At 74.9% G+C, this 12,517-nt stretch carries 9 protein-coding genes; 7 read left to right on the top strand and 2 right to left on the bottom strand.

Features of this window, described 5'->3' with window-relative positions; translation table 11 throughout:
- Window positions 1-47 precede the first annotated feature (47 nt).
- Window positions 48-1,922, bottom strand: a complete 1,875-nt coding sequence (locus tag ACFUEL_RS05930) for an FtsX-like permease family protein (protein ID WP_380234773.1) — start codon at window positions 1,920-1,922, stop codon at window positions 48-50.
- 133 nt (window positions 1,923-2,055) lie between these two features.
- Between ACFUEL_RS05930 and ACFUEL_RS05935 the strand changes: the two genes are divergently transcribed.
- Both ACFUEL_RS05935 and ACFUEL_RS05940 read left to right on the top strand, forming a co-directional pair.
- The gene (locus ACFUEL_RS05935; RefSeq protein ID WP_380234774.1) at window positions 2,056-3,366 is read left to right on the top strand and encodes a sensor histidine kinase; all 1,311 of its coding nucleotides are present in this window, start codon (window positions 2,056-2,058) and stop codon (window positions 3,364-3,366) included.
- Entirely contained in the window at window positions 3,294-3,965 is a 672-nt protein-coding gene (locus tag ACFUEL_RS05940) for a response regulator (protein ID WP_380234775.1), read from the top strand. The genes ACFUEL_RS05935 and ACFUEL_RS05940 overlap by 73 nt, the downstream gene beginning before the upstream one ends.
- A 200-nt stretch (window positions 3,966-4,165) precedes the next feature.
- Here ACFUEL_RS05940 and hemE read toward each other — a convergent pair whose 3' ends face one another.
- A complete protein-coding gene (gene hemE / locus ACFUEL_RS05945; protein WP_380234776.1) occupies window positions 4,166-5,245 on the bottom strand; it encodes a uroporphyrinogen decarboxylase in 1,080 nt (359 codons plus the stop codon).
- A gap of 185 nt (window positions 5,246-5,430) precedes the next feature.
- Between hemE and ACFUEL_RS05950 the strand changes: the two genes are divergently transcribed.
- From ACFUEL_RS05950 to ACFUEL_RS05970, 5 genes are all read left to right on the top strand, one after another.
- Entirely contained in the window at window positions 5,431-6,084 is a 654-nt protein-coding gene (locus tag ACFUEL_RS05950) for a DUF3000 domain-containing protein (protein ID WP_380234777.1), read from the top strand.
- Between the two features lie 448 nt (window positions 6,085-6,532).
- A complete protein-coding gene (locus tag ACFUEL_RS05955; RefSeq protein WP_033255075.1) occupies window positions 6,533-7,273 on the top strand; it encodes a response regulator transcription factor in 741 nt (246 codons plus the stop codon).
- Between the two features lie 279 nt (window positions 7,274-7,552).
- Complete coding sequence (locus ACFUEL_RS05960; RefSeq protein WP_380234778.1) at window positions 7,553-8,788, top strand: HRDC domain-containing protein; 1,236 nt, start codon at window positions 7,553-7,555, stop codon at window positions 8,786-8,788.
- Between the two features lie 333 nt (window positions 8,789-9,121).
- On the top strand, window positions 9,122-10,339 hold the full coding sequence (locus tag ACFUEL_RS05965) for a thiolase family protein (protein ID WP_380234779.1): 1,218 nt from the start codon (window positions 9,122-9,124) through the stop codon (window positions 10,337-10,339).
- Window positions 10,340-10,341: 2 nt separating this feature from the next.
- Window positions 10,342-12,468 (top strand): 3-hydroxyacyl-CoA dehydrogenase NAD-binding domain-containing protein, encoded by a 2,127-nt coding sequence (locus ACFUEL_RS05970; protein WP_380234780.1) that lies wholly within the window; start codon window positions 10,342-10,344, stop codon window positions 12,466-12,468.
- Window positions 12,469-12,517: the final 49 nt, after the last annotated feature.

A 12,517-nucleotide genomic window follows, 5' to 3' on the forward strand; every position in this document is an offset into this window, starting at 1 on the left:
ACTCGCCGTTCCCCGAGCCCCTGGTGGCTGATCGACCGGGCCCCTGACTAGGCACCCCTCGCGCTGCCGCCCGGTCGGCCCCCGGTGGCCCGCAGGGCTGCGAGTGCCGCGCACGGGACGGTGACCAGGGCGCAGAGCAGGGCGGTGCCGGCCAGGGCCGCCCAGGGGAGGGTGAGGGGGACGGGGGCGCCCGCCCGGTGGAGGGCGGCGTCCATGGTGGCGAGGGTGGTGAGGGTGGCGGCGGTGCCGAGCAGGGCGCCGACCGCCGTGACGAGGAGCGTCTCGGTGGCGACCAGTCGCAGGACGCGGGCGCGGGTGGCGCCGGCCAGGCGGAGCAGGCCGAACTCGCGGCGGCGGTCGGTGGTGGTGGTGAGCGCGGTGTGGGCGAGGGCGATCGCGGTGTAGAGCAGGGCGAGGCCGAGGACGGCGGCGATCCGGCGGATCCGCCGCGGGTCGTCGGCCGGGTGGTGGGCCTCCAGCCAGGCCGCGCGGGTCTCGACGGCGGCGCCGTGCGTCCGGGCCAGGGCGGTGACCGCGCCGGCGGAGGCGCCCAGGACGTCGATCCGGTCGGTCCGGGCGCCGGGGGCGTTGCGCGGGGTGACGTAGACGGGGTTGGCGCCCGTCCCGTCGCGCAGCACGGCGGCGACCCGCAGTTCGCGCCGGGTGCCGTCGGCGAGCACGATCCGGACGCGGTCGCCGACTCGCGGGTCCCCCCACTCCTCGGCGAGCACCACGCTGTCGTCGTCGAGCGCCGCGGGGTCGCCGGCGGCGACGGGCAGCCGGGTGGTGGCGGTCAGCGCGGCCGGGTCGGCGACGGCCCGGCCCTCGGCGCGGACGGCCGTCCCGTCGGCCTCGACGACGGCGAGCGGGGTCGCGGCGCTCGGCGAGACGACCGCCCCGGGCAGGGCCCGCAGCGCGGCGGTCAGCGCGTCGGCGCCGTCGGCGCCGGGGGTGAGGAGCAGGTCGGCGGCGGTGCGGGCGCGGGCCTCGGCGGCGGCGGCCGCGGCGACGGTGGTGGGGGCGCCGACCAGGGTGCCGGCCAGGGCGGTGGCGAGCAGGACGGGGGCGGCGGTGGCACCGGTGCGGCGCAGGCCGCCGAGCGCGGCGGCCCGGACCAGCCGGGGCGGGCGGGTGGCGGGGCGGGTGAGCAGGCGCAGCAGCGGGCGGGCCAGGACGGGGGCGAGCAGGGCGGTGGCGGTGATCAGCAGCATCGGCTGGAGGGTGTAGGTCTTGCGGTGCAGCAGCTCGGCGGGGTCGCCGGTGAGCGCGGCGGCCACCACGGCGGCGTACGTGCCGAGCAGGGCGAGGGCGGCCAGCCACCGTCCGGCGGTCATCACCCCCCGGTCGACGTCGGCCTCGCGGAGCGCGTCGAGCGGGCGGGCCCGGCCGGCCCGCCGGGCGGCGAGGGCGGTGCCCACGAGGGCGGTCAGCGGGCCGGTGCAGAACGCGGTGACCTGCGGCCAGCCGGGGGTGCCGGTCCGGAAGCCGGCGGGGGCGAGCCCGGCGGCGACCAGCGCGTGCGCCAGGGCGGGGGCGGCGGCCCGGCCGAGCGCGCAGCCGGTGGCGGCGGCGAGCAGGCCGAGCAGTACGGACTCCAGCAGGACGGTGCGGGTGAGTTGGCCGCGGGTGGCGCCGGCCAGGCGGAGCAGGCCGAACTCGCGGCGGCGCCGGGCGACGGCGTAGGAGGCGGTGGAGGCGACCACGAACCCGGCGGTGAACAGGCTGACCCCGCAGGTGGTGCCGAGTTGGGCGATCAGTGCGGTGCGGTCCTCGCCGGGCGGCAGGCCGGCGGCGGCGGCGAGGCCGGTCAGGGTGGCGGCGATCAGCGCGCTGCCGAGGGCGAGCGCGGTGAACGCCCCGAGCAGGGCGGTCCGTCCGGCGTGCAGGGAGCGCACGGCGATCCTGGTCAGTGCGGTCGTCATGGGCTCCAGCCAAGCGGCGGCGGGGCCGTCCGCGCAGTGACGCCCGCTCCACCCCGAAGAGTGGAGCCAGCCCTACCGACAGCGGCCGGGGCGGGCTCCTAGGGTGGGACCGTCTCGTGGAGGGGGGTACCGGATGTCCGAGTGCTGGCAGGCGCTGCGCCGGCCGGGGTTCCCGCTGTCGGCCTGGCCGTGGCGCTCGGCGGCGTACCTGCTGGCGTGCGCGCTGTCGGGGGCGGTGCTGTGCGTGGTGCTGCTGCTGTGGGCGGCGGTCGGCGGGGTGCTGTCGGTGCTGCTGGTGGGGGTGCCGCTGCTGGCGGCGCTGCCGCTGGCGGGGCTGGTGTCCGGGGCGTGGGAGCGGCGGCTGGCCCGCTGGATGGGCGGGGCGCCGGTGCCCGATCCGCACCGGGTGCCGGACGGTCCGGGTCTCCGGGCCTGGCTGCGCACCCGGTACGCCGAGGCGGCGACGTGGCGAGAGGCCGGCGGGGCGGCGCTGTCGGCGTTCCTGCTCTGGCCGTTGGAGCTGCTGGTGGTGGCGGGCGCGCTGCTGGTCCCGGCCTGGCTGGTGACGACGCCGCTGCAACTGGCCCTGGACGGCGAGCAGGTGAACGTGCTGAAGGTCTGGCAGCTGCACGCGCCGGGCCCGGCCTGGGCGGTGGCGGCGGCGGGCGCCGTGCTGCTGGCCCTGGCGGGCTACCCGCTGACGGTCGCGGCGGGCGCCCGGGCGGCGCTGGCCCGGCTGCTGTCGGGCGGCCAGGAGCGGGTCGGCGAGCTGGTCCGCTCCCGGGCCCGCCTGGTGGACGCGTTCGAGGCCGAACGCCGCCGGATAGAACGGGACTTGCACGACGGCGCGCAGCAGCGGCTGGTCGCCCTGTCGATGTCGCTGGGCCTGGCCCGGTTGGACGCGCCACCGGGCGGCCCGCTGGCCCGCCGCCTGGCCGCGGCCCACGCCGAGGCGGACGCGGCGCTGGCCGAGCTGCGCGAGCTGGTGCACGGCATCCACCCCCGGGTGCTCGCCGACCGCGGCCTGCCGGACGCCTGCGCGGACTTGGCGGACCGCTCGGTGCTGCCCGTCACGGTGGGCGTGTCGCTGCCGGGCCGTCTCCCGGCCGCGGTCGAGTCCGCCGGTTACTTCGCGGTCGCCGAGGCACTGGCCAACGCGGCCCGGCACGGCGGCGCGTCGGCGGCCCGGGTGGAGGGCGGCTGGTCGGCCGGCCGGCTGCTGCTGGAGGTCTCGGACGACGGCTCCGGCGGCGCCGACCCGTCCCGCGGCACCGGGCTGACGGGCCTGGCCGACCGGGTCGCGGTGGTGGGCGGCAGACTGTCCGTCAGCAGCCCGCCGGGCGGGCCGACCCTGCTGCGTGTGGAGATCCCGTGCACCCCGACGACCGACGACCGCTCCGCCTCGTCCTCGCTGAGGACTCCGTCCTCCTCCGCGAGGGCCTGATCGGCCTGCTCGAGCGCTTCGGCCACACCGTCGCGGCGGCGGTCGGCGATGCGGACGCCCTGCTCGCGGCGGTCGCCGAGCACCGCCCCGACCTGGTCCTGACCGACGTCCGGATGCCCCCCGGCCTCACCGACGAGGGCCTGCGCGCCGCCCTGCGCCTGCGCGCCGAACGGCCGGGCCTGCCCGTGCTGGTCCTCAGCCAGTACGTCCAGCGCTCCTACGCGGCCGACCTGCTGGCCAGTGGCGACGGCTCGGGCGTCGGCTACCTGCTCAAGGACCGGATCGGCCACGTCGAGGAGTTCCTGGCCGCGGTCGGCACCGTCGCCGCGGGCGGCACGGTGGTCGACCCCGAGGTGGTCCGCCGCCTGCTGGCCCGCCGCCGCGACCCGCTGGAACGGCTCACCCCCCGCGAGCGCGAGGTCCTCGAACTGATGGCCCGGGGCTGCTCGAACGCGGAGATCTGCCGCCGCCTGACGGTCTCGGAGGCCGCGACCTCCAAGCACATCGGCAACATCCTGCTCAAACTCGACCTGCCCCCCGCCGAGGACACCCACCGCCGCGTCCTGGCCGTCCTCGCCCACCTCGGCGCGGACGAGTAGCGCCCCGGCGGGAGAGCGAAACCGGGGCCTGGGGAACTGTCGGCAGACGAGCACGCACAATCAGGGGCCCGAAGAACGGCGGGTCCGTGCTGCTGCGTGTAGTAAACGGAACCACAAGCCGATGCGCGCCACGGCAGTGCACCGTCAGCAGACCGGGCCTCGCCGTTCCCCGAGCCCCTGGCGGGGCTCTCCGAAGAGCCCTACCTCGCGCTCGCCTCGTGGACGAAGGCGACCAGGCGGGTGAGCGCGTCCGGGTCCATGGTGGGCATGACGCCGTGGCCGAGGTTGAAGATGTGGTGGCTGCCGCCCAGGGCCTGGGCCGCGTGCAGGACTTCGCGGGCCTTGGTCTCGACGACGTGGGTGGGGGCGTAGAGGACGGCGGGGTCGAGGTTGCCCTGCAGCCCCTTGCCGGGGCCGACCCGGTTGGCGGCCTCGTCGAGCGGGACGCGCCAGTCGACGCCGACGATGTCCGCACCGGCCTGGCCCATCAGGCCGAGGAGCTCGCCGGTGTTGACGCCGAAGTGGATCCGCGGGACGCCGTAGGGCGCGACCGCGTCGAAGACCTTCGCGCTGGCGGGCATGACGGAGCGGCGGTACTCGTCGGGGGCGAGCGCGCCCGCCCAGGAGTCGAAGAGCTGGACCGCCGAGGCGCCCGCCTCGATCTGGATCTTCAGGAAGGCGGCGGTGATCTGCGCGAGCCGGTCGACGAGTTCGGCCCACAGCTCGGGCTCGCCGTACATCATCGCCTTGGTGTTCTCGTACGACTTCGAGGGGCCGCCCTCGATCAGGTAGCTGGCCAGCGTGAAGGGGGCGCCGGCGAAGCCGATCAGGGGGGTGGCGCCGAGCGAGTCGACCAGCCGGCCGACCGCCTCGGTGATGTAGGGCATGTCGTCGGGTTCGAGCGGGCGCAGCCGCTGGAGGTCGGCCCTGGTCCGGATCGAGTCGGCGATGACCGGGCCGACGCCGCCCTTGATCTCCACGTCGATGCCGACGGCCTTGAGCGGGACGACGATGTCGGAGAAGAAGATGGCCGCGTCGACCTTGTGCCGGCGCACCGGCTGGAGGGTGATCTCCTCGACCAGGTCGGGCCGCATGCAGGCGTCGAGCATCGGGACGCCCTCGCGCACCTTGAGGTACTCGGGCAGCGAGCGCCCGGCCTGCCGCATGAACCAGACGGGGGTGTACGGCACCGGCTCGTTGCGGGCGGCGCGCAGGAAGACGGAGTCGTACGCGGCGCCGCGGGGCCGCTGACCGGACTGGGCTGCGGGGGTCTCACTCACGGGTCACATCCTCGCACGCGGCCGGTGCGCCCCCGTCCGGACGGGCGGTGCGTACAGGCAAAACGGACACCTCGGGCGGTGATCGCGGAGGGGGCGATCGCGGCCCGGTCGATTTCCGGGTTTTCGGCACGCCGGAGGTACGAAAGTGCTCGGATTGCGGGTCCGCGCCGCCTAGGCTTCCGGTCATGGCAGCGGTCGGCGGGCAATCCGCGCAGGGTGGAGGAACGGGCAGGGAGTCGGCGCCGATCGAGTTCCGCGACGCGGTCGAGGCGCTGACCGGGGCGCGGTTGCGCCCCGAGGTACGGCTGTCCCCGCAGCCCGCCCCCCGCCGGCCGGCCCCGTACTCCTTCGCGCTCTCCGCCTCGGTCGAGGTGGACGGCGAGGAGTTGGCGGACGGCACCCTGGTGCTGCTGCACGACCCGGCCGCGCCGGAGGCGTGGAACGGGGACTTCCGGGTGGTCACCATGACCCGGGCCGAGCTGGAGCCGGAGATGGCGGGCGACCCGCTGCTGTCCGAGGTCGGCTGGAGCTGGCTGCTGGACGCGCTGCAGACGCAGGCCGCCGGGTACGCCGAGCCGTCCGGCACGGTGACCAGGTGCCACTCGCAGTACTTCGGCGCGCTGGCCGAGCGCGGCGCGTCCACCGAGATCGAGCTGCGGGCGTCCTGGACGCCGGCCGACCGCCGCTTCGAGCGGCACCTGGCCGCCTGGGCCGACCTGCTGTGCGTGTGCGCGGGGCTGCCGCCGTCCGCGCCGGCGCCGCTGCCGGCCGACGGGCCGAGCGCGCTGGGCGGCGTGGTGCCGATGCCGGCCCGCCGCCGGCCGCGCAACTCGCACTGACCCCGCCCGCGGCACCGACCCCGCCCGCTCCCCCGGCCCCGCCGTCGGCGGCGGCCTGCGGCTGAGCGGCCTGCGGCTGGGTGGCCTGCGGCTGAGCAGTCGGCGGCTGAGCGGCCGTCAGGCGCTCCGGACACCTCAGGGGGACAAGCCCGCGCTCCGGGGCCGGTGCCACCCGCAGGACTGACGGAGTGTGCCTTAACTGGCACTCTTGGTCAATTACCTGCACGTTCACGACCACCCTGGTGTCGACGGCGATCGAATCTGTGCGATTTCCAGGCATGTCGTACCGGTCATCTGCACGATTTGTCCGTATTGTTACTCACCAGATCGTGATCACCCGCTAAAGCCGGGCACGGTTGATGCCGAAGGTGTCAGTGACCCTTTCCAGACGCGGAACGCTCCGACCGCCCCCTCGGGGTTCGTCCGCCACTCCCCCCGGAGGCCCCAGGTGTCGGTCCTTCTCGAGCACCCCGCAAGCGTGGTCGCCTACCGTCCGACGAAGCCCACCGCCATGGTGGTCATCGCAGATCCCCGGGTCCGGAACACGGTCACCCGGCACCTATGGGCGCTCGGTGTCCGCGACGTCATCGAGGTCTCCTCGATCGCCGAGGCCCGTCCGCGGGTCTCCACCCCGCGTGACATCTGCATCGCCGACGTGCACCTGCCCGACGGCTCCGGCCTGACCGTGCTGGCCGAGACCCGCGCCGCGGGCTGGCCCAACGGCCTGGCGCTGTCCGCCGCCGACGACATCGGCGCGGTCCGCTCGGCGCTGGCCGGCGGCGTCAAGGGCTACGTGGTGACCGGCACCCGCACCAACATGCCGATGCCCGGCCGCCCCGGCCTGCCGATCGGCGCCGGCCTGGCCGGCCGGATGCGCCGTCCCGGCATCCCCGGCCACCACCACCCCGGTGCGCCCGGCCACCACGGCGCCCCCGGCCAGCCCGGCGCCGCTCCCGGCGCCCCGGGTGCGCCCGGCGCGCAGCCGTCCGCCTACCGCGAGCTGTCCGGCCGCGAGGTGGAGGTGCTGCGGCTGGTCGCCGAGGGCCAGTCGAACAAGGCGATCGGCGTGGCGATGGGCCTGTCGGCGCTGACGGTGAAGAGCCACCTGGCGCGCATCGCCCGCAAGCTGGGCACCGGCGACCGGGCCGGCATGGTGGCCGTGGCGCTGCGCACCGGCATCATCCACTGACCCGAATCGTCGCTGGTGGCGGCCCGGAGGAACGTTTCCTCCGGGCCGTCGCCGTGCCCGCCCGGCACCGCCCGGTGCCCACCCGGCGCCCGCCCGGTGCCCTTCCCGCACCGCCTGCCGACGGGCCTCCGCGGCGCCCGTGACGGCCCGTCAGCGGGACCGGGCGCCGCACCGGGGCGGGCCCCGGACTCCGCGCCGACCCCGGCTGGCATATGTCCGAACGTGGTCCGACCAGTCGGACAACACTCCCGGCGGCGACACACGACGTACCCTTGGGGGGTGACCGACGCCGTAGCCTCCATCCCCGAAGAGACCGCCCCGGTTCCGCTCCTCGAACCCAGGGACGGACTCCCACCGGTGGTGTCTGACGAGGCGGCCCTCGCCGCCGTCGTCGCGTCCTTCCGCGGCGGCACCGGGCCGGTCGCCGTCGACGCCGAGCGCGCCTCCGGCTACCGCTACGGCCAGCGCGCCTACCTGATCCAGCTGCGCCGCCAGGGCGCGGGCACCGCGCTGATCGACCCGATCGCCTGCCCCGACCTGACCGGCCTGAACACCGCGCTCGCCGACACCGAGTGGGTCGTGCACGCCGCCACCCAGGACCTGCCCTGCCTGTTCGAGGTCGGCATGCACCCCGGCGTGCTGTTCGACACCGAGCTGGCCGGCCGGCTCGCCGGGTTCCCCCGGGTCGGCCTCGGCCCGATGACCGAGAACGTGCTGGGCCTGTCGCTGGCCAAGGAGCACTCCGCGGTCGACTGGTCCACCCGCCCGCTGCCCGAGCCCTGGCTGCGCTACGCCGCGCTGGACGTCGAGGTGCTGGTCGACCTGCGGGACGCACTGGAGACCGAGCTCGACCGGCAGGGCAAACTCGACTGGGCCCACCAGGAGTTCGCCGCGCTCGCCGCCGCACCGCGCCCCGCCCCGCGGGTCGACCCCTGGCGGCGCACCTCCCAGCTGCACAAGGTCCGCCGCCGCCGGCAGCTGGCCGCCGTCCGCGAGATGTGGCTCACCCGGGACCGGATCGCCCGCGAGCGGGACGTCTCCCCCGGCCGGGTGCTGCCCGACGCCGCCATCGTGAACGCCGCGCTCGCCATGCCGGCCAACGCACCCGCGCTGATCGCCGTCCAGGGCTTCGGGCCCCGGATCAACCGCCGCCAGCTCGACCAGTGGCTGGCCGCGATCGAGCGGGCCCGGGAGATCCCCGAGTCGGCGCTGCCGCCCGCGACCGCCCCGCACGACGGGCCGCCGCCGCCGCGCGCCTGGGCCGAGAAGGACCCGGTCGCCGCGGCCCGGCTCAGCGGCGCCCGGGCCGCCGTCGCCGCCCTCGCCGAACAGCACCACCTCCCGGCGGAGAACCTGATCACCCCGGACCTGGTCCGCCGCGTCTCCTGGGAGCCCCCGGCCGAGCCGGACGCCGACACCATCGGCCTGGCCCTGCGCGCCATGGGCGCCCGCTCCTGGCAGACCGAGCTGGTCGGGCCCGCACTGGCGAAGGCGTTCCGGGAGGCGTCCGCGTAAGCCTGCCGGGAGGGCTCGGGGAATGGCGAGGCCCAGGCTGCTGACGGTTCACTGCCGGTGCGTGCCATCGGCTTCCGGTTCCTGTGACGGCACGCAGCAGCACGGACCTCCGATGGGCTCCGGCCACCAGCAGCACGGACCCGCCGTTCCCCGGGCCCCTGAAGGTGCATCCCGCCGTTCTCTGCCGGGCCCCCGGTGCTCGCTCTCCCGCCGTTCTCACCGTCACGTCCGTGACTTCTTGCCGGGCGTTGTTACTCATGGGTAGATTGGTGGGCGTAGCGGCGCCGCTGGTGCGTGCGCTCATCGTCATGTCCCCCTGGGAGGAGAGCCCCCGTGCCTCGTACCGCGAGGGACGTCGTCTTCGTCGACGGCGTCCGCACCCCGTTCGGCAAGGCCGGCCCGAAGGGCATCTACCACGAGACGCGCGCCGACGACCTGGTCGTCAAGTGCATCCGTGAGCTCGTGCGCCGCAACCCGAGCCTGCCCGTCGAGCGGATCGACGAGGTCGCCGTCGCGGCGACCACCCAGATCGGCGACCAGGGCCTGACCATCGGCCGCACCGCCGCGCTGCTCTCCGGCCTGCCGAAGTCCGTCCCGGGCTACGCGATCGACCGGATGTGCGCCGGCGCGATGACGGCGGTCACCACCACCGCGGGCGGCATCGCCTTCGGCGCGTACGACGTCGTGGTGGCCGGCGGCGTCGAGCACATGGGGCGGCACCCGATGGGCGAGGGCGTGGACCCGAACCCGCGGTTCGTCTCGGAGAAGCTGGTCGACGAGTCCGCCCTGTTCATGGGTATGACGGCGGAGAACCTGCACGACCGCTTCCCGCACATCACCAAGGAGCGCTGCGACGCGTTCGCGGTGCGCTCGCAGGAGAAGGCCGCCAAGGCGTACGCCAACGGCGACATCCAGCCGGACCTGGTGCCGATCGCGATCCGCAACACCAACCCCGAGGTCGGCGAGACCGGTTGGGGCCTGGCGACGGTGGACGAGCCGCTGCGGCCGGGCACCACGATGGAGTCGCTGGCGGGCCTGAAGACCCCGTTCCGCCCGCACGGCAACGTCACCGCGGGCAACGCGGCCGGCCTGAACGACGGCGCGACCGCCTCGCTGCTGGCCGCCGAGGACGTGGCCCGCGAGCTGGGCCTGCCGGTCAAGATGCGCCTGGTCAGCTACGCGTTCGCGGGCGTCGAGCCCGAGGTGATGGGCATCGGCCCCGTCCCGGCGACCGAGAAGGCGCTGGCCAAGGCCGGGCTGACCATCGACGACATCGGCGCGTTCGAGGTCAACGAGGCGTTCGCGGTGCAGGTGCTGGCGTTCCTGGACCACTACGGCATCGCGGACGACGACGAGCGGGTCAACCCGTACGGCGGCGCGATCGCGTTCGGCCACCCGCTGGCCTCCTCGGGCGTGCGCCTGATGACCCAGCTGGCCCGCCGCTTCGAGCAGCGTCCGGACGTCCGCTACGGCATCACCACCATGTGCATCGGCTTCGGCATGGGCGGCACCGTCATCTGGGAGAACCCCCACTTCGAGGGTGGTAAGTGACCATGAGCACCACTGAACTGCTGCAGCGCGCCGCCGAGCTGTTCCCCGGCGAGGTCGTCACCACCGCGCACGTGCGCCACCTGGACCTGCCGCTGCGGGCCGGCCGGCTGGCGCTGATCACCCTGGACAACGGCTTCGACCACACCAAGCCGACCACCTTCGGCCCCGGCTCGCTGGCCAAGCTGTCCGAGGCGCTGGACCAGGTCGAGGCGGAGGCCGCGGCGGGCGGGGTGGTCGCGGTCGCGATCACCGGCAAGCCGTTCATCTTCGCGGTCGGCGCCGACCTCAAGGGCGTCGAGGTGCTCAAGGAGCACTCCGACGCGCTGGCCATCGGCAAGGGCGGCCACGACGTCTTCAAGCGGATCGCCGCGCTGCCCGTCCCGTCCTTCGCGTTCTACAACGGCGCGGCGATGGGCGGCGGCGTCGAGGTCGGCCTGCACTGCACCTACCGCACCGTCAGCGCGGGCGTCCCGGCGTTCTCGCTGCCCGAGGTCTTCCTCGGCCTGGTGCCCGGCTGGGGCGGCTGCACCCTGCTGCCGAACCTGATCGGCCCCGCCAAGGCGGTCAAGGTCATCGTCGAGAACTCGATGGCCCAGAACAAGCAGCTCAAGGGCAAGGACGTGTTCGAGCTCGGCATCGCGGACGCGATCTTCGAGCCGGCCGACTTCCTGGAGCAGTCGCTGCTGTGGGCCGCCAAGGTCCTCACCGGCAAGGTCGCCGTCGAGCGCGAGGAGTTCGACCGCGGCAAGGCGTGGGACGACGCCGTGCTGTGGGGCCGCTGGGTCGCCGACGCCAAGGTGCACGGGGCCGCCCCGGCCGCCTACAAGGCGCTGGACATCATCCAGCAGGCCAAGGACGGCGACCTGCAGGCCGGCTTCGACGCCGAGGACGCCGCGCTCGCCGACCTGATCATGAGCGGTGAGCTGCGCGCCGGGCTGTACGCCTTCAACCTGGTGCAGCGCCGCGCCAAGCGGCCGTTCGGCGCGCCGGACAAGTCGCTGGCCCGCCCGGTGAGCAAGGTCGGCGTGGTCGGCGCGGGCCTGATGGCCTCCCAGCTGGCGCTGCTGTTCGCGCGCCGCCTGGAGGTGCCGGTGGTGCTCACCGACATCGACCAGCAGCGGATCGACAAGGGCGTCGGCTACGTCCACGCCGAGATCGACAAGCTGCTGGACAAGGGCCGGATCGGCAAGGACAAGGCCAACAAGCTCAAGGGCCTGGTCTCCGGCCACCTCGACAAGGCCGTCGCGTTCGGCGACGCCGACTTCGTGATCGAGGCCGTCTTCGAGGAGATGGGCGTCAAGCAGAAGGTGTTCGCGGAGCTGGAGGCGGTGGTCTCGCCGACCGCCGTGCTGGCCACCAACACCTCCTCGCTGTCGGTCACCGAGATGGCCTCCAAGCTCCAGCACCCGGAGCGCGTGGTCGGCTTCCACTTCTTCAACCCGGTCGCGATCCTCCCGCTGCTGGAGATCGTCCGGGCCGGGCAGACCGACGACGCCTCGCTGGCCACCGCGTTCGGCGTCGCCAAGAAGCTGAAGAAGACCGCGGTGCTCACCAAGGACGCCCCGGCGTTCGTGGTCAACCGGATCCTCACCCGCTTCATGGGCGAGATCCAGAGCATCATCGACGAGGGCACCCCGTTCGAGACCGTCGAGGCCGCGGTGAAGCCGCTCGGCCTGCCGATGTCCCCGATCGCCCTGCTCGAACTGGTCGGCCCCGCCATCGCCCTGCACGTCTCCGAGACCCTGCACGGCGCCTTCCCGGAGCGGTTCGCCGTCTCCGCGAACCTCGGCAAGGTCGTCGAGGCCGGCAAGCGCGGCTTCTACACCTGGCAGGACGGCGCCCAGGTCCTCGACCCCGAGGTACTGGCCCTCCTCACCTTCGGCGACAGCGTCCTCACCGAGGAGCAGGTGCGCGCCCGCGCCCTGGACGCCGTCGCCCAGGAGATCGGCCTGATGCTGGACGAGGGCGTGGTCGGCGAGGCCCAGGACATCGACCTCTGCATGATCACCGGCGCCGGCTGGCCCTTCCACCTCGGCGGCATCACCCCGTACCTCGACCGCGAGGGCGTCTCCGAGCGCGTCAACGGCAAGAAGTTCCTGGCCCCCGGCCTGGCTTCGGTCCCCGCCTGACACACCGCCGCGAAGCCGCCGGGCGGCACCCCTTCCGCCGAGGAGGGGG

Source organism: Kitasatospora sp. NPDC057198 (assembly GCF_042670125.1).
GTDB lineage: Bacteria > Actinomycetota > Actinomycetes > Streptomycetales > Streptomycetaceae > Kitasatospora.